The following is a 21696-nucleotide window of genomic DNA, read 5'->3' on the forward strand; positions in this document are numbered from 1 at the left end:
CTGTCAGGATGACGACACTTTAAACAGGATATGCCTGTCATATACAAGTTTGCCGCCGCCCTGCAGCTTGAATGATTTAAGGTATAGATTAAGAGGTATTGAGATGAACCAAATTCCGATGACGTTAAGGGGCGCAGAAAGGCTGCGTACAGAGCTTGAAGAGCTGAAAACCGTTAAACGCCCCAGAATTATTGCCTCAATTGCGGAAGCACGTGAGCATGGTGACTTGAAAGAAAACGCTGAATACCATGCGGCGCGTGAAGAGCAGGGCTTCTGCGAAGGCCGAATTCAGGAGATCGAAGCAAAGCTTTCCAATGCTCAGGTGATCGACGTGACTAAAATGAATGCCAACGGGCGCGTCATTTTTGGTTCCACGGTTAGCGTGCTGAATGTGGATAGCGATGAAGAATTCACTTATCGCATCGTGGGCGATGACGAGGCTGACTTTAAGCAGAATCTGATCTCGGTAAATTCACCTATGGCGCGTGGCCTTATTGGTAAAGAAGTCGATGATGTCGTGGTCATTAAAACGCCGGGCGGCGATGTCGACTATGAAATTTTGAAGATAGAATATATCTGATTTCTACTCCGCGATGAAAAACCCCGGAGTATTGTAAAGAAAGGAAAAAGGCCGCGATGCGGCCTTTTATCTGATGCAAGAGCATGGCACTTTGCCACCATCGAAGCCTAATGCTGATGGCGAGATGCTTCAACGCATAAGCGTCATTAACGCGGTATCGAAATCTTGCGATCTTTGGAAGGACGATAAAGCACCAGCGTCTTACCAATGACCTGCACGTTATTGGCACCCGTTTCGCGTACAATGGCTTCAACCACCAGGTTTTTCGTCTCACGGTCTTCCGTCGCGATTTTCACCTTGATGAGTTCATGGTGCTCGAGTGCCTGTTCGATCTCGGCCAGTACACCTTCGGTCAGACCATTGTTGCCAAGCATAACGACAGGCTTCAATGGGTGGGCCAGGCCTTTCAGGTGCTGTTTTTGTTTGGTACTTAGATTCATCGTATTTTTTACTTACATTGGGATTGAAAACGGGTCATTCTACCGCCATCTCTGGTGTATCACCAAACGGCAGAACCGTTTTGGGCGGTTTATTTATCGCTTATGATGAAGAATAGTTGGAAATTTGTATGACTGGTAAAAAGCGTTCGGCCAGTTCCAGCCGCTGGCTACAGGAACACTTTAGCGATAAATATGTGCTTCAGGCACAGAAAAAAGGGCTGCGTTCGCGCGCCTGGTTTAAACTTGACGAAATACAGCAAAGTGACAAGCTGTTTAAGCAAGGGATGACCGTTGTTGACCTCGGTGCTGCGCCGGGGGGCTGGTCCCAGTATGTGGTAACGCAGATTGGGTCAAAAGGTCGGATTATCGCCTGTGATATATTACCGATGGATCCTATCGTCGGTGTCGATTTCCTTCAGGGCGATTTTCGTGAAGAATTAGTGCTTAATGCGCTGCTGGAACGTGTCGGTAAGGAAAAAGTTCAGGTTGTGATGTCAGATATGGCACCTAACATGAGCGGAACGCCTGCCGTTGATATTCCCCGGTCGATGTATTTAGTTGAACTGGCGCTCGAGATGTGTCGTGATGTTCTGGCACCCGGCGGTAGTTTTTTAGTGAAAGTGTTTCAGGGAGATGGCTTCGATGAATACCTCCGGGAAATTCGCTCCCTGTTTACGAAAGTGAAAATTCGTAAGCCGGACGCTTCGCGCTCACGTTCGCGTGAAGTGTACATTGTAGCGACAGGGCGCAAACTATAACCAAAGTAATTGGTATCGCAACAAGGTGACACGGGAGTCAATCCTGATGCGCTTACACCGATAAGATATTCAGGTGAGCAAAAGCAGTCCCGCAACTGCGATTCCAAGTATGATGGATATATAGTACCCTACGCTGTCTGTTAACACAGTTGTAATATGAGGTTAATCCCTTGAGTGACATGGCGAAAAACCTGATTCTCTGGTTGGTCATCGCAGTCGTGCTGATGTCTGTATTCCAGAGTTTTGGGCCCAGCGAGTCGAATGGCCGTAGGGTTGATTACTCAACCTTCCTGTCGGAAGTGAACCAGGATCAGGTCCGCGAGGCACGTATTAACGGGCGTGAAATCAACGTAACCAAAAAAGACAGTAATCGATACACGACCTACATCCCTGTCAACGATCCCAAGTTGCTCGATAACCTGTTGACCAAAAATGTAAAAGTTGTCGGTGAGCCACCAGAAGAACCGAGCCTGCTGGCATCGATCTTTATTTCCTGGTTCCCAATGCTGTTGTTGATTGGTGTCTGGATCTTCTTTATGCGTCAAATGCAGGGCGGCGGCGGAAAGGGCGCCATGTCCTTTGGCAAAAGCAAGGCCCGCATGCTGACAGAAGATCAGATAAAAACGACCTTTGCTGATGTTGCAGGTTGTGACGAAGCAAAAGAGGAAGTGAGTGAGTTGGTGGAATACCTGCGCGAACCAAGCCGCTTCCAGAAACTCGGTGGTAAAATCCCGAAAGGTGTGCTGATGGTTGGCCCGCCGGGTACCGGTAAAACCTTGCTGGCAAAAGCGATTGCGGGTGAAGCTAAGGTGCCATTCTTCACTATTTCAGGTTCTGACTTTGTTGAAATGTTCGTTGGCGTGGGTGCATCCCGCGTGCGCGATATGTTTGAGCAGGCCAAAAAAGCCGCGCCCTGTATCATCTTTATTGATGAAATTGACGCCGTAGGCCGTCAGCGTGGCGCAGGCTTAGGTGGGGGACACGATGAGCGTGAACAAACACTTAACCAGATGCTGGTTGAGATGGATGGTTTTGAAGGTAATGAAGGCATCATCGTAATTGCGGCGACTAACCGTCCAGACGTTCTTGACCCTGCGCTGTTGCGTCCAGGTCGTTTTGACCGTCAGGTTGTCGTGGGGCTGCCAGACGTACGTGGACGTGAGCAAATCCTGAAAGTGCATATGCGCCGTGTCCCGCTGGCGACGGATATTGATGCATCCGTGATTGCACGTGGTACGCCAGGCTTCTCTGGTGCTGATTTGGCTAACCTGGTCAACGAAGCTGCGTTATTTGCCGCTCGTGGTAACCGTCGCGTTGTTTCTATGGTTGAGTTTGAAAAAGCTAAAGACAAAATCATGATGGGTGCTGAACGTCGCTCTATGGTCATGACTGAGTCTCAGAAAGAGTCAACCGCATACCACGAAGCAGGACATGCTATTATCGGGCGTCTGGTCCCGGAGCACGACCCGGTACATAAAGTGACTATTATCCCGCGTGGACGTGCACTGGGTGTCACTTTCTTCCTGCCTGAAGGCGACGCAATCAGTGCCAGCCGTCAGAAACTGGAAAGCCAGATTTCCACACTTTACGGCGGCCGTCTGGCGGAAGAGATTATTTACGGTGTTGAACATGTTTCTACCGGTGCCTCTAACGATATTAAAGTTGCAACCAGTATTGCGCGTAACATGGTCACACAGTGGGGCTTCTCAGAGAAACTAGGTCCTTTGCTGTACGCGGAAGAAGAAGGCGAGGTCTTCCTTGGACGTTCTGTCGCGAAAGCCAAGCATATGTCTGATGAGACTGCGCGTATTATCGATCAGGAAGTAAAATTACTGATTGAGCAGAACTATCAACGTGCCCGTCGTATTCTGAATGAAAATATGGACATACTCCATGCGATGAAAGACGCACTAATGAAGTATGAAACCATTGATGCTCCGCAAATTGATGACCTGATGGCCCGCCGTGATGTGCGTCCGCCTGCGGGTTGGGAAGATCCGAGCAGCAGTAACAATTCAGACAATAATGGTACGCCAAAGGCGCCACGTCCGGTTGATGAACCACGTACACCAAATCCGGGCAATACCATGTCCGAGCAGTTTGGAGACAAGTAATCACTGAAGTGGTCGCTCTCAGAAAACCGGAGACTTGTTCTCCGGTTTTTTTTTGCCTGTTATAACGCACTCTCTTTCATATGCACATTTTCGCTATTATGCGCGCGAGCAGTTACAGCGCGTATAATAGCGTTGATCCGTTTACCATTCGGTTTAAGAATAGTGCCGTTTATGATTGATTTACGGGCGCATAATCAGGAGACGCAGGAATGAAGCTGTATGCCAGAGACTCGGCTTTGGATTTGTCACATCCTCACGTGATGGGTATTTTAAATGTTACTCCCGATTCCTTTTCCGACGGCGGTACGCATAACACGCTTGTCCAGGCGCTGACACATGCAAATGAAATGATTAATGCAGGCGCGACAATCGTTGATGTCGGGGGCGAGTCAACGCGACCTGGAGCCGAATACGTAAGCGTCCAGGAGGAGTTGGATCGGGTACTGCCGGTGATTGAAGCTATTGCGCAGCGATTCGAGGTCTGGATATCTGTTGATACGTCCAAGCCTGACGTTATAAGAGAATCAGCAAAAGTAGGTGCTCACATTATTAATGATGTCCGCTCTCTGCAAGAACCCGGAGCACTGGCTGCTGCCGCAGAAACGGGGCTACCGGTTTGTCTGACCCATATGCAAGGGGAGCCACGTACGATGCAGCAGGCTCCACACTATCGGAATCTGTTGCAAGAGGTTGACGATTTTTTTGCCCTGCATATTGCACGTTGTACCGCTGCCGGCATGAAAAAAGAGCAGTTGCTGCTCGACCCCGGCTTCGGTTTCGGTAAAAATCTCACTCATAATTATCAACTACTCGCACATCTGGCCGATTACCACCATTTTGGCCTCCCTCTGTTAGTGGGTATGTCGCGTAAAAGTATGATTGGGCAACTGCTGAATGTCGGCCCGTCACAGCGGCTGACCGGAAGTATTGCCTGCGCGGTCATTGCCGCAATGCAGGGTGCGCACATTGTGCGGGTACATGACGTTAAAGAAACCGTCGAGGCGATGCGAGTTGTCGAAGCGACACGATCAGCGAAGGAATAGTAACGCTATGAGTAATCGTAAGTATTTTGGTACCGATGGCATCCGCGGCAAAGTGGGTGAATCTCCAATCACACCTGATTTTGTGCTGAAATTAGGCTGGGCTGCTGGCAAGGTACTGGCACGCCATGGGTCAAAGAAAATAATCATCGGCAAAGATACTCGCATTTCAGGCTATATGCTGGAGTCGGCGTTGGAAGCGGGGTTAGCGGCAGCAGGCCTTTCTGCGGCCTTTACTGGTCCGATGCCTACACCTGCCGTCGCTTATTTAACCCGAACTTTCCGTGCCGAGGCGGGTATCGTGATCTCCGCTTCACATAATCCGTTTTATGACAATGGCATCAAGTTTTTCTCGATTGATGGCACTAAACTGCCAGACGATGTCGAAGAAGCGATTGAAGCCGAAATGGAAAAACCGCTTACCTGCGTTGAATCTGCTGAGTTAGGTCGAGCGAGCCGCATTGTGGATGCGGCCGGGCGCTATATCGAGTTCTGCAAAGGGACTTTTCCCAGTGAGCTGAGCCTTAATGGCCTTAAAATCGTCGTTGACTGCGCAAATGGCGCGACTTATCACATTGCACCGAATGTATTACGTGAGCTGGGCGCGAATGTGATTGCTGTGGGCTGCCAGCCTGATGGCATGAATATTAATAAAGAGTGTGGTGCGACAGACGTTCGTATGCTGCAGGAACGCGTACTGGCGGAAAAAGCCGATATCGGGCTGGCCTACGATGGCGATGGCGATCGTATTATGATGGTCGACCACTTGGGGAATAAGGTCGATGGCGATCAAATCCTGTATATCATTGCGCGTGAAGGGCTGCGGCAGGGGCAACTACGCGGGGGTGTCGTGGGAACCCTGATGAGCAACATGGGCCTTGAACTGGCGCTGAAGCAGCTCGGTATACCATTTGCACGCGCGAAGGTGGGGGACCGCTATGTGCTGGAAAAACTCCAGGAAAAAGGCTGGCGCCTGGGCGCGGAAAATTCAGGCCATGTCATCTTGCTTGATAAGACGACTACGGGTGACGGTATCGTTGCCGGTTTGCAAGTGCTTACCGCCATGGTGCGCAATCATATGAGCCTGCATGATCTTTGCAGCGGTATGAAACTCTTACCGCAAATTTTGGTTAACGTTCGCTTTAGTGGTGATACCGATCCGTTGCAGGATGCGACGGTAAAATCGGTGACGGCAGAAGTGGAGAAATCGCTCCATGGACGTGGGCGCGTGCTATTACGTAAATCAGGTACTGAGCCGCTGATCCGTGTAATGGTTGAAGGCGAGGATGAAGCGCAGGTAACTGCGTTAGCTCACCGCATCGCTGACGCGGTAAAAGCAGTTTGAGTTTATTGCCGGGCAGATTGCTCACCGTTCTGCCCGGTAAGTTGCACAAAATACAGGCAAAAATATCTCTTTTGCCGTTTTTTTCTGCAATCAGTTGGCACAGGTAAAATTGCGCTTGCACGGGCAGGTGGCTTTGGTTAGTATTCACACCCGCTTCTGGTGGGTGTTGATGACGACATTCATTTACTGGTTTGAAGCTATTAATGCGCGATAAACGCGCAAGGAAACAGGTTGATTATGTACGAAGCTCTTCTGGTAATTTTCCTTATTGTGGCACTGGGCCTTATCGGTCTGATTATGCTGCAGCAAGGTAAAGGCGCTGATATGGGAGCCTCCTTTGGTGCAGGCGCTTCCGCTACGCTGTTTGGTTCTAACGGTTCTGGTAACTTTATGACCCGTATGACCGCAGTATTGGCTACGCTGTTCTTCATCATCAGCTTGATTCTGGGTAACCTTAATAGTAACAAAACGGCGAAAGGTAGCGAGTGGGAAAATTTATCGCAGCCAGCTCAGTCTGAACAGAGTGCGCCAGCAAAACCAGCAGCACCGAGTAGCGATATCCCACAGTAAGTAATAAATCGTTACGTTTTCGACGCGACAGAAATAAAAAAGTCGCAATCTTGAAGTGCCGAGGTGGTGGAATTGGTAGACACGCTACCTTGAGGTGGTAGTGCCCGATTGGGCTTACGGGTTCAAGTCCCGTCCTCGGTACCAAATCTCAGTATTACTTGCAATTTATGCATGTTCGGCGTAATATTCGCCACGTTTTCGGACGCGGGGTGGAGCAGCCTGGTAGCTCGTCGGGCTCATAACCCGAAGGTCGTCGGTTCAAATCCGGCCCCCGCAACCACTTTCCCTTAGAGTTCTTTTTCAAATATACTGTATGCATCTCCGGCGCATTTGCAGCGAGTTTTGAAAAAAATTCTTTGGATTGTGTACCGAGCCGCTATTGCGGCGTACAGGGTCCAGTCGCATTAAGCCCCGAATATTTCGGGGTTTTTTGTTATTAGGCAATCGCAATACTGGGCTATTAAGCCCTTTTTTTATGTCTTGGGGGTGGGCTTGTCCACATTAGAGCAGAAATTAACAGAGCTGATTTCAGCACCGGTAGAGGCGCTTGGCTACGAACTGGTCGGTATTGAGTTCATTCGTGGCCGTACATCTACGTTGCGCATCTATATTGATAGTGAAGAAGGCATCAATGTTGATGACTGCGCGGATGTCAGCCATCAAGTCAGCGCCGTGATGGACGTTGAAGATCCCATCACCGTGGCATATAACCTTGAAGTTTCCTCACCGGGCCTTGAGCGCCCCCTGTTTACCGCCGCGCATTACACACAGTTTATTGGTGAGGAAGCCAGCCTGGTACTGCGTATGGCCGTGCAAAACCGCCGCAAATGGCAGGGCATCATTAAATCCGTAGAAGGTGAAATGATCACGGTTACCGTCGAGGGTAGCGATGAAGTGTTCGCGCTGAGCAACATCCAGAAAGCGAACCTGGTCCCCCACTTTTGAAAGTCCAGATTGAGGCACCTAGGATGAACAAAGAGATTCTGGCTGTTGTAGAAGCAGTTTCCAACGAGAAATCACTCCCGCGTGAGAAGATCTTCGAAGCGCTGGAGAGCGCACTGGCAACAGCGACCAAGAAAAAATACGAACAAGAGATCGATGTTCGCGTTAGCATCGATCGTAAAAGTGGTGATTTTGATACATTCCGCCGTTGGGTTATCGTCGATGAAGTGACTCAACCAACACGTGAAATCACGCTTGAAGCCGCACGTTACGAAGATGAAGCCTTTAATCTTGGTGAATATGTCGAAGATCAGATTGAATCTGTCACCTTTGACCGTATCACTACCCAAACGGCCAAGCAGGTTATCGTACAAAAAGTACGTGAAGCTGAGCGTGCCATGGTGGTCGATCAATTCCGTGAGCATGAAGGTGAAATCATCACTGGTGTGGTGAAAAAAGTTAATCGTGACAATATTACGCTGGACCTCGGCAGCAATGCGGAAGCGGTTATTATCCGTGAAGATATGTTGCCGCGTGAAAACTTCCGTGCTGGCGATCGTATCCGCGGTGTATTGTACGCTGTTCGCCCGGAAGCGCGTGGTGCGCAACTGTTTGTCAGTCGCTCAAAGCCAGAGATGCTGATTGAACTGTTCCGCATTGAAGTGCCGGAAATCGGTGAAGAAGTTATTGAAATCAAGGCCGCTGCCCGCGATCCGGGATCGCGAGCTAAGATTGCTGTAAAAACCAATGACAAGCGTATCGACCCCGTTGGCGCTTGCGTAGGTATGCGCGGTGCACGCGTTCAGGCGGTTTCCAGCGAGCTGGGCGGCGAACGTATTGACATCGTGCTGTGGGACGACAACCCGGCGCAGTTCGTGATTAATGCGATGGCACCAGCCGACGTCGCATCTATCGTCGTGGATGAAGATAACCACACCATGGATATCGCTGTTGAAGCTGGAAATCTGGCTCAGGCGATCGGTCGTAATGGTCAAAACGTGCGTCTGGCCGCTCAGTTGAGTGGCTGGGAGTTAAATGTGATGACGGTTGATGACCTGCAAGCCAAACATCAGGCTGAAGCACACGCAGCTATTGACGTCTTTACCAAATACCTCGACATCGACGAAGAATTTGCCACCGTTCTGGTTGAAGAAGGCTTTTCCTCACTGGAAGAGCTTGCTTATGTCCCAATCAATGAACTGCTGGAAATCGACGGACTTGATGAAGATATGGTAGAAGCGCTGCGTGACCGTGCGAAAAATGCGTTGACCACTCTGGCATTGGCAAAAGAAGAGAGCCTTGGCGATAACAAACCTGCAGATGATTTACTGGCGTTGGAAGGTCTGGATCGCGAACTGGCGTTTAAACTGGCGGCGAAAGGTGTTTGTACGCTGGAAGATCTTGCCGAGCAGGGTGTTGACGACCTGACTGATATTGAAGGCCTGAGCGATGAGCAGGCCGGTGAGCTGATTATGGCTGCACGTAATATCTGTTGGTTCGGCGACGACGCGTAATAACAGGAAGGAACAGCATGACAGATGTAACCGTAAAATCGCTGGCCGCAGAGATTCAGACCCCGGTAGAACGCCTGGTACAGCAGTTTGCTGATGCAGGGATCCGGAAATCTGAAACTGACTCTGTAACCCAGCAGGAAAAAGAAACCTTACTGACGCACCTGAATCGTGAACACGGCAGCGTGTCAAGTAAGCTGACGTTGCAGCGCAAGACGCGCAGCACCTTGAATATTCCTGGCACCGGGGGTAAAAGTAAATCGGTGCAAATCGAAGTCCGCAAAAAGCGCACCTACGTAAAAGGCGAAGCTGATGCTGATCAGGCTGAAGCAGAAGCGCAGGCGCAGCGTGAAGCGGAAGAACAGGCCCATCGTGAAGCTGAAGAACAGGCTAAACGCGAAGCAGCAGAAAAAGCGAAGCGCGATGCCGAAGAGCAAGCCAAACGTGAGGCCGCCGACAAAGCGAAACGCGAAGCAGCGGAAAAAGATAAAGTGAGCAATCAACATACCGACGAAGTTACCCGGGCTAATCAGTCTGAGAAAGCCCGCCGCGAGGCCGAAGCCGCTGAACTGAAACGTAAAGCGGAAGAAGAAGCCCGTCGCAAAATCGAAGAGGAAGCCAAACGCGTGGCCGAAGAAGCTCGTAAAATGGCTGAAGAGAAAGGCAGCAGTTGGACTGAAGCCTCTGACGAGCCGGAAGATACCTCCGACTATCACGTCACCACTTCTCAGCATGCGCGTCAGGCTGAAGATGAGAATGACCGTAAGGTTGAAGGTGAACGCCGTAGCCGCCCTGTAAAGGCCGCTCGTCAGAAGAAAGGCAACAAGCATTCCGAATCGAAAGCCGATCGTGAAGAAGCGCGTGCAGCCGTTCGCGGTGGTAAAGGCAAACGTAAGCCAAGTACTCTGCAGCAGGGCTTTAACAAGCCCGTTCAGGCTGTTAACCGCGATGTCATCATCGGGGAAACGGTAACCGTTGCTGAGCTGGCAAACAAAATGGCGGTGAAAGGCTCCCAGGTCATCAAAGTAATGATGAAAATGGGCGCAATGGCGACCATCAACCAGGTTATCGATCAGGAAACTGCTCAGCTAGTTGCGGAAGAAATGGGTCACAAAGTGACGTTGCGCCGCGAGAACGAGCTGGAAGAAGCAGTAATGAGCGATCGTGATACTGATGCGGCGTTAGAATCGCGTGCGCCAGTCGTGACCATTATGGGCCACGTTGACCACGGTAAAACGTCACTGCTGGATTACATCCGCTCAACTAAAATCGCCTCTGGCGAAGCGGGCGGGATTACCCAGCATATCGGTGCTTACCACGTTGAAACTGATAACGGGATGGTAACCTTCCTTGATACCCCGGGCCACGCCGCGTTTACTGCGATGCGTGCACGTGGTGCTCAGGCGACCGATATCGTTATCCTTGTGGTTGCTGCGGATGATGGCGTGATGCCACAGACTATCGAAGCTATCCAGCATGCGAAAGCTGCGAAGGTGCCGGTAGTGGTTGCGGTAAACAAGGTTGATAAACCCGAAGCCGATCCGGATCGCGTTAAGAACGAACTGACTCAGTATGGCATCATCCCGGAAGAGTGGGGCGGTGAAAACATGTTTGTTAACGTCTCTGCGAAAGCCGGTACCGGTATCGACGACCTGCTGAACGCCATCCTGTTACAGGCTGAAGTTCTGGAACTGACTGCTGTCCGTCAGGGTATGGCAAGCGGTGTAGTCATCGAATCCTTCCTGGATAAAGGTCGTGGCCCTGTAGCAACCGTCCTGGTGCGTGAAGGTACGTTGAACAAAGGCGATATCGTACTGTGTGGCTTCGAATATGGCCGCGTGCGTGCGATGCGCGACGAATTAGGCCGTGAAGTTCTGACGGCAGGTCCATCCATTCCGGTTGAGATCCTTGGCCTGTCTGGTGTGCCTGCTGCCGGTGACGAAGCGACCGTAGTCCGTGATGAGAAGAAAGCGCGTGAAGTTGCTCTCTACCGTCAGGGCAAATTCCGCGAAGTTAAGCTGGCGCGTCAGCAGAAGTCGAAGTTGGAGAATATGTTCGCCAACATGACTGAAGGCGAAGTGTCCGAGCTGAACATCGTACTGAAAGCCGATGTACAGGGTTCTGTCGAAGCGATTTCCGATTCACTGCAGAAGCTCTCCACCGACGAAGTGAAGGTGAAGATTGTGGGTTCTGGCGTAGGTGGTATCACCGAAACCGACGCCACACTGGCTGCAGCATCCAACGCGATCATCCTGGGCTTTAACGTTCGTGCGGATGCCTCTGCGCGTCGCGTTATCGATGCTGAAAGTCTGGATCTGCGTTACTACTCCGTTATCTATAACCTGATTGACGAAGTGAAGCAGGCGATGAGCGGTATGCTGGCGCCGGAATACAAACAGCAGATTATCGGCCTGGCCGAAGTGCGCGATGTATTCAAATCACCAAAATTTGGTGCTATCGCAGGCTGTATGGTTACCGAAGGCAACATCAAACGTCACAACCCGATCCGCGTACTGCGTGATAACGTGGTGATCTATGAAGGCGAGCTGGAATCTCTGCGTCGCTTTAAAGACGATGTTAATGAAGTTCGTAACGGTATGGAATGTGGTATCGGCGTTAAGAACTACAACGATGTCCGCGTTGGCGATATGATCGAAGTGTTCGAAATTATCGAAATCCAGCGTACCATCGCGTAAAAGTTTCGCGAGTCGGGACTATTTTTGGGAGGCCGTTGTGCCTCCCGAATTATTTAGGAGTTTATTATGGCGAAAGAATTTGGTCGCCCACAGCGCGTCTCTCAGGAGTTACAGAAAGAGATCGCGACTATTCTGCAGCGTGAGATTAAAGATCCGCGTCTGGGCATGATGGTTACCGTCTCCGGCGTTGAGGTATCACGCGATTTGGCCTATGCCAAAGTCTTTGTGACCTTCCTGAATGATAAAGACGAAGCCGCCATTAAAGCGGGATTACGTGCGCTGGGTGATGCCTCAGGTTATATCCGTACCTTGCTGGGCAAAGCGATGCGGTTGCGCATCGTACCGGAATTAACTTTCTTCTACGATAATTCGCTGGTTGAAGGGATGAGGATGTCTAACCTCGTCACTAACGTAGTGAAAAACGACGCCGAACGTCGTTCTTCTTCGGAAGACGACGAGGAGGAGTAAGCATGCCTTACACCTGTCGCACTCCGCTGTGGGAGTGGGTCTTGTGAGCCGCCCTCGTCGTCGCGGCCGCGATATACACGGCGTGTTGCTGCTGGATAAACCGCAGGGCATGTCATCAAACGATGTGCTACAAAAAGTGAAGCGTATCTTCAATGCCAACCGGGCGGGGCATACTGGTGCTCTTGATCCCTTGGCGACCGGCATGCTACCGATTTGTCTGGGTGAAGCCACCAAGTTTTCTCAATACCTTCTTGATTCGGATAAGCGTTATCGGGTTATCGCTCGATTGGGGCAGCGTACTGATACCTCCGATGCTGACGGTACCGTGATTAGCGAACGCCCCGTTACCTTTAGTCAGGAGATGCTGGACGCGGCGCTTGATGGATTTCGTGGTGAAACACAGCAGGTCCCATCAATGTATTCGGCGCTGAAGTATCAGGGCCGTAAGCTATATGAATATGCTCGCGAGGGAATTGAAGTCCCACGTGAAGCCCGTAGCATCACGGTGTATGAACTCACATTTATCCGCTGGGAAGGTCATGAACTGGAGCTGGAAATCCACTGTTCCAAAGGTACCTACATTCGTACCATCATTGATGATCTAGGCGAAAAGCTGGGCTGTGGTGCGCATGTGAGTATGCTGCGTCGTTTACAGGTCGCACGTTATCCCATCAGTGAAATGGTGACACTTGAGCACTTAACCGAACTGGTTGAAGCGGCTCAGCAGCAAGCGTGTTCACCAGCTGAAAAACTTGATGTGTTACTGATGCCGATGGATAGCCCTGCAGCGGCTTTTCCCGAAGTCAATTTGCTGCCGGTAGTGGCTGCTTATTTCAAGCAGGGACAGCCGGTACAGGCTTCTGGTATACCGATGAGTGGGCTTGTCAGGGTAACAGAAGGTGAAGCGCACAAGTTTATTGGTATGGCAGAAATTGATGACGATGGACGCGTTGCACCACGTCGTCTGGTCGTAGAATATTCTGACTGAGCCATTTGCGAAACAGGGTGGCTCAGAGTAGAATAATGCGGCTTTACATTGGGTCGCTGAATTAGAGATCGGCACCTGTACATTTATCTTAAAATTTGGAGTGGTATTATGTCTCTAAGTGTTGAAACTAAAGCACAAATCGTTGCTGATTTCGGTCGTGACGCGAACGATAGTGGTTCTACTGAAGTTCAGGTTGCATTGCTGACCGCACAGATTAATCATCTGCAGGGTCACTTCTCTGAGCACAAAAAAGACCACCATAGCCGTCGCGGCCTGCTGCGCATGGTTTCCCAGCGTCGTAAACTGCTGGATTACCTGAAGCGTAAAGACGTTGCACGTTACACCAGCCTGATCGAGCGTCTGGGTCTGCGTCGCTAAGTCTGAGAATCTGTTCAGGGCATTGTCAGCGTTAAACTGCTGCAAGCGTGCTTATGAACAGATTCGTGCGAGTTTCGCTAAAAGGGGGCCTTTATGGCCCCTTTTTTCAGGCAACTGGCAGCAATTCTGAACAAACTAAGGTATTGTTGCTAAGCGTGATCTTCAGTTGCAGAGGTTCGCGCGGCTAATGAGAGGCTTTATCCACGGGGCTGGATTAAAGGTTGTCATTAGTCGCGAGGATGCAAATGAGGGTTGAAAATCCACGGCATGGCACGATGAAAGTGCATGCTTAGCGTAAAGGATATTATTTTGCTGAATCCGATCGTACGTAAATTCCAATATGGTCAGCATACCGTCACTCTTGAGACCGGTATGATGGCACGCCAGGCAACGGCTGCCGTCATGGTAAGCATGGACGACACTGCGGTATTCGTCACCGTTGTTGGCCAGAAAAAAACCAAGCCAGGTCAAGATTTCTTCCCTCTGACCGTAAACTATCAGGAGCGTACCTACGCTGCTGGCCGTATTCCTGGCAGTTTCTTCCGCCGTGAAGGTCGTCCAAGCGAAGGCGAAACTCTCATCGCGCGTCTGATTGACCGTCCGGTTCGTCCACTGTTTCCTGAAGGTTTTATCAACGAAGTCCAGGTTATTGCCACCGTGGTTTCCGTTAACCCACAGGTTAACCCGGACATCGTTGCGATGATCGGCGCGTCTGCGGCACTGAGTCTCTCTGGCTTGCCTTTTAATGGCCCAATTGGTGCAGCACGTGTTGGTTACATCAACGATCAGTATGTTCTGAACCCGACCAGCGATGAAATCAAGCAAAGCAAACTGGATCTGGTGGTTGCCGGTACGCAGGGCGCTGTGCTGATGGTTGAATCTGAAGCGGACGTACTGAGCGAAGATCAGATGCTTGGCGCGGTCGTTTATGGCCACGAGCAGCAACAGGTTGTTATTGAAAACATTAATTCACTGGTCGCTGAAGCGGGCAAGCCTCGCTGGGACTGGCAGCCTGAAGCAGTGAACGACGTGCTGACTTCCCGTATTGCTGCGCTGGCTGAATCACGCCTTAGCGATGCTTATCGCATCACTGAGAAGCAAGAGCGTTATGAGCAAGTTGGCGTGATCAAAGCGGAAACTACCGCGGCGTTGCTGGCTGAAGACGCGAGCCTCGACGATGGTGAGATCAGCGATATTCTGCATGCTATTGAGAAGAACGTCGTGCGTAGCCGCGTTCTGAATGGCGAGCCGCGTATTGATGGTCGCGAAAAAGACATGATCCGTGGTCTGGATGTACGTACCGGTGTGCTGCCGCGTACTCACGGTTCAGCGCTTTTTACGCGTGGTGAAACTCAGGCGCTGGTTACCGCCACACTGGGAACGGCGCGTGATGCACAGAATCTGGACGAGCTGATGGGTGAGCGTACTGACAGCTTCCTGTTCCACTATAACTTCCCTCCATACTCCGTCGGTGAAACCGGTATGGTCGGTTCGCCTAAGCGTCGTGAAATTGGTCACGGTCGTCTGGCGAAACGTGGCGTATTGGCGATGATGCCTAAACCGGAAGATTTCCCGTACACCGTTCGAGTGGTATCTGAAATCACTGAATCTAACGGCTCTTCTTCTATGGCTTCCGTCTGTGGTGCTTCTCTGGCACTGATGGATGCAGGTGTGCCTATCAAAGCGGCAGTTGCCGGTATTGCAATGGGCCTGGTGAAAGAAGGTGAGAAGTTTGTGGTACTGTCCGATATCCTGGGTGATGAAGATCACCTGGGTGACATGGACTTTAAAGTAGCGGGTAGCCGTGAAGGGATTACCGCGCTGCAGATGGACATCAAAATCGAAGGTATCACCCGCGAAATTATGCAGGTTGCACTGAACCAGGCCAAAGGTGCGCGTCTGCACATCCTGGGCGTGATGGAACAGGCTATCAGCACGCCGCGCGGCGATATTTCTGAATTTGCTCCACGCATTCACACTATTAAAATTAATCCGGACAAGATCAAAGACGTGATCGGTAAAGGCGGCTCGGTTATCCGTGCGCTGACCGAAGAGACCGGTACAACCATCGAAATTGAAGATGATGGTACCGTGAAGATCGCTGCGACCGACGGTGATAAAGCGAAATTCGCTATCCGTCGTATTGAAGAGATTACTGCTGAGATCGAAGTTGGCCGTATTTATAACGGTAAAGTGACCCGTATTGTTGACTTCGGTGCCTTCGTGGCAATCGGTGGCGGCAAAGAAGGTCTGGTGCATATTTCTCAGATCGCCGATAAGCGCGTTGAGAAAGTCACAGACTATCTGCAAATGGGTCAGGAAGTACCGGTTAAGGTTCTGGAAGTTGATCGTCAGGGCCGCGTGCGTCTGAGCATCAAAGAAGCGACAGAACAGCAGCAACCTGAGACAGCAGCAGCTAATCCTGACGCTGAGTAAAGAGTTGACCATAAGTCCCCGCGCATGCGTGGGGACTGTGTTTCATCGCGAGGTCGGGAAACCTTGTGCACGACAGGCGGATGACAGGATGCTCATCCCAATGTTTGTTTTCGGGAGTGGGAAATGAAGCCTTTTTTGCGCTGGTGTTTCGTTGCGACAGCTATCACGCTGGCAGGATGCAGCAACTCGGATTGGCGTAAGAACGATGTTCTGGCGGTTCCGCTGCAGCCCACATTGCAACAGGAAGTGATCCTGGCGCGCATGGAACAAATACTTGCCAGTCGGGCTTTAACCGATGATGAACGCGCACAGCTATTATATGAGCGCGGAGTGTTGTATGATAGTTTAGGTTTGAGAGCATTAGCGCGAAATGATTTTTCACAAGCGCTGGCGATCAGACCGGATATGCCTGAAGTATTCAACTACTTAGGGATATATCTAACGCAGGCGGGCAATTTTGATGCCGCCTATGAAGCGTTTGATTCTGTACTTGAGCTTGATCCAACTTACAATTATGCGCATTTAAATCGTGGTATCGCCCTCTATTACGGTGGTCGATTCCCGCTAGCGCAAGATGATCTGCTGGCGTTTTATCAAGACGATCCTAACGATCCTTTCCGTAGTCTGTGGCTCTATCTTACTGAACGTGAGATGGATGCAAATAAGGCTAACGTTTCGCTTAAACAGCGTTACGCTAAGGCGGCAAGGGACCAATGGGGATGGAATATTGTCGAGTTCTACCTGGGGAACATTAGCGAAAAAACGCTAATGGAACGTCTCAAGGCGGACGCAACGGATAACACCTCGCTCGCTGAACATCTCAGTGAAACCAACTTCTATTTAGGTAAGTACTACCTAAGTCTGGGGGAGAAGGACAACGCAGAAGCGTTGTTCAAACTGGCGGTCGCTAACAACGTAAACAACTTCGTTGAGCACCGATACGCATTGTTGGAACTGGCGCTGTTAGGCCAGACACAAGACGATTTAACAGAATCTGACCAGCAATAGCTGACGAACATATCAGCCCGTTTTTTTATAAAATGTCATCGCCTTACCGGGTGAGGGCCTTTTTGTTCGTCAAATCATCTAATTTGAGCCGGTTCACACTTTTCAATGAAAATGACTGAATATTTTCACGACGAGTTATGTAGACTGGCCGCCGAAATTTAAGAGGCTTGTGTACTACATGACTGAGATTGAAACCACTTTTGCTGACCTGGGCCTTAACGCCTCCATCCTCGAAGCCCTGAATGATATGGGTTACGTTAAGCCATCACCAATCCAGGCAGAGTGTATCCCACATCTGCTGGCTGGCCGTGATGTGCTGGGTATGGCTCAGACCGGTAGTGGCAAGACGGCTGCGTTTTCGCTGCCGCTGCTAAACAATATTGATAGTAATCTGAAAGCACCCCAAATCCTGGTGCTGGCACCAACTCGCGAGTTGGCGGTTCAGGTTGCTGAAGCTGCAACTGATTTTTCTAAACATATGAACGGCGTTAACGTTCTGGCACTGTACGGTGGCCAGCGTTATGACGTGCAGCTGCGTGCATTGCGCCAGGGACCACAGATTGTTGTGGGTACGCCAGGCCGTCTGTTAGACCACCTGAAACGCGGTACGTTGAATCTGTCTAATCTTCGTGGACTGGTTCTGGATGAAGCCGACGAAATGTTACGTATGGGTTTCATCGAAGACGTTGAAACCATCATGGCGCAGATCCCTGAAGGGCATCAAACGGCGTTGTTCTCTGCAACCATGCCGGAAGCAATTCGCCGCATTACGCGTCGCTTCATGAAGGATCCGCAGGAAGTCCGTATCCAGTCCAGCATCACAACGCGCCCGGACATCAGTCAGAGTTACTGGACGGCTTATGGTCGTAAAAATGATGCACTGGTTCGCTTCCTTGAAGCAGAAGATTTTGATGCGGCGATTATCTTCGTTCGCACTAAAAATGCGACGCTGGAAGTGGCAGAAGCGTTGGAACGTAGTGGCTACAACAGCGCTGCGCTTAATGGTGATATGAACCAGGCACTGCGTGAGCAGACGCTGGAGCGCCTGAAAGATGGTCGTCTCGACATCCTGATTGCGACCGATGTTGCCGCTCGTGGCCTGGATGTTGAGCGTATCAGCCTTGTGGTTAACTATGATATCCCAATGGATGCGGAATCTTATGTTCACCGTATCGGCCGTACCGGTCGTGCAGGTCGTGCAGGTCGTGCACTGCTGTTCGTTGAGAACCGTGAACGTCGTCTGCTGCGCAACATTGAACGAACCATGAAGCTGACGATCCCTGAAGTCGAGCTGCCAAATGCAGAACTGCTGAGTGCTCGTCGTTTGGCTAAATTTGCTGCTAAAGTGCAACAGCAGCTGGAAAGCAGCGATTTGGATCAATACCGTGCTCTGCTGGCTAAAATGCAGCCGGAAGAAGAACTGGATATGGAAACGCTCGCCGCAGCGCTGCTGAAAATGGCTCAGGGTGAACGTCCACTGATCCTGCCACCAGATGCCGCACCGCGTCCACGTCGTGAGTTTCGCGAGCGTGATGAGCGTCGCGACGATCGTCGTGGCGATCGCAACGATCGTGGCCCGCGTGAAGCACGTGATGGCGATCGTCCACGTCGTGAACGTCGTGAAGTGGGCGATATGGAGCTGTACCGCATTGAAGTTGGCCGTGATGATGGTGTTGAAGTTCGTCATATCGTTGGTGCAATTGCTAACGAAGGTGATATCAGCAGCCGTTACATCGGTAACATCAAACTGTTTGGCACCCATTCAACTATTGAACTGCCGAAAGGTATGCCAGGTGATATCCTGCAGCACTTTACCCGTACGCGTATTCTGAACAAGCCGATGAATATGCAACTGTTGGGTGATGCTCAGCCACGTAGTAACGATCGTCCTGAACGTGGTGGCGAACGTCGTGGTGGCGGTGCTGGTGCTGGGCGCGGTAGCTTTGGCGGCGCCGCTCCTGCTGGCCGTGAAGGTGGTGCTCGTCGCTTCAGTGATCGTCGCGAAGGCGGCGGTGGTCGTGGTGGTTTTAGCCGTGACGGTGGCAACCGTGGTCCACGTCAGGATGGCGGAAGCACACCAACACGCCGTCGCGATGCTTAATCGCTAACGCGTAAAAAACCAGCCTTCGGGCTGGTTTTTTTTCGCCTGTAGGGTAGAACAACGGTTTTAAAGCGATTTAGCAGCCTGCATAGCCAACTCAAACGAACGTAATCGTGCCTGCGTGTCAAAAATCTGACCATTAACCATTATCTCATCCGCCTGCGTTTCGCGGATCAGTGAAGCTAATCCATGGCGTACTTGATCGATATTACCAACCACCGACATGCTTAATGCCTGCTGCACACCATACTGTTCTGAAGGTGACCAGAGGTTATCCATATTTTCCACCGGCGCGGGCAACGGCCCGGGTTGGCCCCGCCGCAGATTAATAAACTGCTGCTGCATTGAAGTGAAGAGGAAGCGAGCATCCCGGTCGCTGTCAGCTGCGACGACATTAACGCAAACCATGGCATAAGGCTTATCCAACCGCGCTGAAGGGACAAAGCTTTCGCGGTACAGATGTAACGCCTGGAACAGCATATCCGGTGCAAAATGCGATGCGAAGGCGAAAGGTAACCCCATTTTCGCCGCCAACTGGGCGCTATAAAGGCTGGAGCCCAGCAGCCAGACGGGAATATTCAATCCTAATCCTGGAACTGGCTGTACGGGGGGCTGTTCGTTGTCAGCTGCATCGAACCAGCGGATCAGTTCAGCGACATCTTCCGGGAAACTATCGGCTTGCATGTTGGTCTGATGACGACGCAATGCCATCATTGTGCGCTGGTCAGAACCCGGCGCACGGCCCAGCCCCAAATCAATACGATCGGGATAGAGCGAAGCCAGAGTGCCAAACTGTTCGGCGATAACCAGCGGTGCATGGTTTGGCAGCATCACGCCGCCGGAACCAAGGCGCAGCGTGCTGGTACCTGCCGCAAGATAGCCGATCAACACTGAGGTGGCCGCGCTGGCGATACCGGTCATATTATGATGCTCAGCCAGCCAGTAACGATGAAAGCCCAACTTTTCCGATTGCTGCGCTAGTGCGAGAGAGGTATGGAAAGCGTCTCTTGCCGTAGCACCTTGGGGGATAGGTGCCAGATCAAGCACCGATAAAGGAACAGCTTTTTTCTCAGACATATCAGCTCACTTTTTTGTCTGCGTATTCTCTGGGGACTGTGGGTTGCAGCTTTGAACGTATCAGTATTAATGCCTCTGCAACCCCAGCGGTATAGGGACAGGCTGACTAACTCATTCGCCTGCTATTAATTCGTTCCAGTATTACCCATCATTACCCATATTAAAACTGCATTTATTTTTAGGGAATTTATCCACTTCAGGTTTTTGCGCCGATCGTGCCATCTTTATTTGTACCGCGAAGTAGACCCTCTCTACTTGCTGATTAGATTGCTGCCGGCAGGGGAGATTTGATCGGAGAAGGGCGGCCAGGGTATACCGTCGTCATGCGGTCATTTACAGCCCATCACAAGACGGGCTGGTTGATTAGTTTTGTAGTGTCAGTCCAGCCAGGTTACGCCAGTAGCCGTTACAATCATTGTTTTTGGCCATCATTAACGGCGCATCTCCTTTCTCATTCGCGCGGAAATGCTCAATCATAGTGATAGTCTGTTGGCTATCAGGAGAAAGTCTTACAACATCAACCAATCCCGGCATTGAAAGCAGATCGTTACCCAGGTTATAGCAATAACCGCTCATGGTCTGGATGCCGTTCAGTACGAAAACCTGTTGATCCTCCTGAGAGAGCACGTGGCGTCCGTTAGGGTAGCTGATACAGCAGGTTTCACACTCATCTTTCGCACGGTTTTCCGAACGGGCGGTAAAGCAGCGTGCTGATAAGGCCAGCGGTAAGTTACCGTAGCTAAATACTTCAACTTCAAATTTGTGGCGAATGTTTAATTCTTCACATTGGGTAAGCACATTCTTCAGCCAGTCGCGTGAAAGCTCTACAGGCATACACCACCGAGTCATTCCTTGTTTTACCAGTAGGCGAAGCGTCACGGCGTTATAGCAGTTCAGCGCATGCCCGGCGACAAAAGGCAATTTCTTTTCGGCCGCCATATTCACCGTGCCAAGATCGCTGGCCTCAATCAGGAATTCGCCGTTATCGACATAACGTTTTACTTCGCCCAGCTCTGACGGTGATTGCACCAGTGCCAGAGTACTAAGCACCACCTGTTTGCCTGCACCTGCCAGGGTCTTTGCCATTGCAAGCCAGTCCTGATAGCGCGTTGCGCGGCGCTTGCTGCATACTGCTTCACCGAGATAAATAATGTCAGCGCTGCTTGCCACTGCGGCCTGGTAAAAGTTTTCCAACTGATCCTTTGGCCAGTACCAGAGTACCGGCCCCAATGCATATTTCATGG

19 protein-coding genes and 2 tRNA genes are annotated in these 21696 nt (G+C 51.0%); 18 read left to right on the forward strand and 3 right to left on the reverse strand.

The genetic code is table 11. The features are described 5' to 3' along the window. Positions 1 to 103: 103 nt before the first annotated feature. Positions 104 to 580 carry a transcription elongation factor GreA gene (gene greA, locus J1C60_RS02425; RefSeq protein WP_128178593.1) on the forward strand — a complete coding sequence of 159 codons (477 nt, stop codon included), beginning with the start codon at positions 104 to 106 and terminating at the stop codon, positions 578 to 580. Positions 581 to 726: 146 nt separating this feature from the next. Here greA and yhbY read toward each other — a convergent pair whose 3' ends face one another. Next, positions 727 to 1020: a ribosome assembly RNA-binding protein YhbY gene (yhbY, locus tag J1C60_RS02430; protein ID WP_128178592.1), complete on the reverse strand. Its 294-nt coding sequence runs from the start codon at positions 1018 to 1020 to the stop codon at positions 727 to 729. Positions 1021 to 1148: 128 nt separating this feature from the next. Here yhbY and rlmE point away from each other — a divergent pair, with 128 nt between their 5' ends. From rlmE to J1C60_RS02510, 17 genes are all read left to right on the forward strand, one after another. Further along, positions 1149 to 1778 (forward strand): 23S rRNA (uridine(2552)-2'-O)-methyltransferase RlmE, encoded by a 630-nt coding sequence (gene rlmE, locus J1C60_RS02435; RefSeq protein ID WP_128178591.1) that lies wholly within the window; start codon positions 1149 to 1151, stop codon positions 1776 to 1778. 179 nt (positions 1779 to 1957) lie between these two features. Beyond that, the gene (gene ftsH / locus J1C60_RS02440) at positions 1958 to 3892 is read left to right on the forward strand and encodes an ATP-dependent zinc metalloprotease FtsH (RefSeq protein ID WP_128178590.1); all 1935 of its coding nucleotides are present in this window, start codon (positions 1958 to 1960) and stop codon (positions 3890 to 3892) included. Positions 3893 to 4101: 209 nt separating this feature from the next. Beyond that, positions 4102 to 4935: a dihydropteroate synthase gene (gene folP, locus J1C60_RS02445; RefSeq protein ID WP_128178589.1), complete on the forward strand. Its 834-nt coding sequence runs from the start codon at positions 4102 to 4104 to the stop codon at positions 4933 to 4935. Between the two features lie 7 nt (positions 4936 to 4942). Continuing rightward, on the forward strand, positions 4943 to 6277 hold the full coding sequence (gene glmM / locus J1C60_RS02450; protein WP_128178588.1) for a phosphoglucosamine mutase: 1335 nt from the start codon (positions 4943 to 4945) through the stop codon (positions 6275 to 6277). 237 nt (positions 6278 to 6514) lie between these two features. Further along, on the forward strand, positions 6515 to 6847 hold the full coding sequence (gene secG, locus J1C60_RS02455; RefSeq protein WP_128178587.1) for a preprotein translocase subunit SecG: 333 nt from the start codon (positions 6515 to 6517) through the stop codon (positions 6845 to 6847). 57 nt (positions 6848 to 6904) lie between these two features. Next, positions 6905 to 6991, forward strand: a tRNA-Leu gene (locus J1C60_RS02460). A gap of 59 nt (positions 6992 to 7050) precedes the next feature. Further along, positions 7051 to 7127, forward strand: a tRNA-Met gene (locus J1C60_RS02465). Positions 7128 to 7339: 212 nt separating this feature from the next. Then, a complete protein-coding gene (rimP, locus tag J1C60_RS02470) occupies positions 7340 to 7792 on the forward strand; it encodes a ribosome maturation factor RimP (RefSeq protein WP_154324464.1) in 453 nt (150 codons plus the stop codon). Between the two features lie 23 nt (positions 7793 to 7815). Further along, positions 7816 to 9303, forward strand: coding sequence for a transcription termination factor NusA (gene nusA / locus J1C60_RS02475; protein WP_128178585.1), 1488 nt, complete (start codon positions 7816 to 7818; stop codon positions 9301 to 9303). 17 nt (positions 9304 to 9320) lie between these two features. After that, positions 9321 to 11996, forward strand: coding sequence for a translation initiation factor IF-2 (infB, locus tag J1C60_RS02480; RefSeq protein ID WP_128178584.1), 2676 nt, complete (start codon positions 9321 to 9323; stop codon positions 11994 to 11996). A 66-nt stretch (positions 11997 to 12062) separates the two neighbouring features. Further along, on the forward strand, positions 12063 to 12464 hold the full coding sequence (gene rbfA, locus J1C60_RS02485) for a 30S ribosome-binding factor RbfA (protein ID WP_128178583.1): 402 nt from the start codon (positions 12063 to 12065) through the stop codon (positions 12462 to 12464). 43 nt (positions 12465 to 12507) lie between these two features. After that, entirely contained in the window at positions 12508 to 13452 is a 945-nt protein-coding gene (truB, locus tag J1C60_RS02490) for a tRNA pseudouridine(55) synthase TruB (RefSeq protein WP_128178582.1), read from the forward strand. Between the two features lie 108 nt (positions 13453 to 13560). Next, a complete protein-coding gene (gene rpsO, locus J1C60_RS02495) occupies positions 13561 to 13830 on the forward strand; it encodes a 30S ribosomal protein S15 (protein WP_128178581.1) in 270 nt (89 codons plus the stop codon). A gap of 309 nt (positions 13831 to 14139) precedes the next feature. Beyond that, positions 14140 to 16266: a polyribonucleotide nucleotidyltransferase gene (pnp, locus tag J1C60_RS02500; protein WP_128178579.1), complete on the forward strand. Its 2127-nt coding sequence runs from the start codon at positions 14140 to 14142 to the stop codon at positions 16264 to 16266. 123 nt (positions 16267 to 16389) lie between these two features. Beyond that, the gene (nlpI, locus tag J1C60_RS02505; RefSeq protein WP_128178578.1) at positions 16390 to 17274 is read left to right on the forward strand and encodes a lipoprotein NlpI; all 885 of its coding nucleotides are present in this window, start codon (positions 16390 to 16392) and stop codon (positions 17272 to 17274) included. Between the two features lie 105 nt (positions 17275 to 17379). Then, positions 17380 to 17436: a protein YrbN gene (gene yrbN / locus J1C60_RS18665; RefSeq protein WP_128178672.1), complete on the forward strand. Its 57-nt coding sequence runs from the start codon at positions 17380 to 17382 to the stop codon at positions 17434 to 17436. A 16-nt stretch (positions 17437 to 17452) separates the two neighbouring features. After that, complete coding sequence (locus tag J1C60_RS02510; protein ID WP_128178577.1) at positions 17453 to 19375, forward strand: DEAD/DEAH family ATP-dependent RNA helicase; 1923 nt, start codon at positions 17453 to 17455, stop codon at positions 19373 to 19375. A gap of 66 nt (positions 19376 to 19441) precedes the next feature. Here J1C60_RS02510 and J1C60_RS02515 read toward each other — a convergent pair whose 3' ends face one another. Together J1C60_RS02515 and J1C60_RS02520 are read right to left on the reverse strand one after the other, a co-directional pair. Then, a complete protein-coding gene (locus J1C60_RS02515) occupies positions 19442 to 20452 on the reverse strand; it encodes a luciferase-like monooxygenase (RefSeq protein WP_128178576.1) in 1011 nt (336 codons plus the stop codon). 363 nt (positions 20453 to 20815) lie between these two features. After that, positions 20816 to 21694: a U32 family peptidase gene (locus J1C60_RS02520; RefSeq protein ID WP_128178575.1), complete on the reverse strand. Its 879-nt coding sequence runs from the start codon at positions 21692 to 21694 to the stop codon at positions 20816 to 20818. Positions 21695 to 21696: the final 2 nt, after the last annotated feature.

The organism is [Pantoea] beijingensis (genome assembly GCF_022647505.1).
GTDB classification, from domain to species: domain Bacteria; phylum Pseudomonadota; class Gammaproteobacteria; order Enterobacterales; family Enterobacteriaceae; genus Erwinia; species Erwinia beijingensis.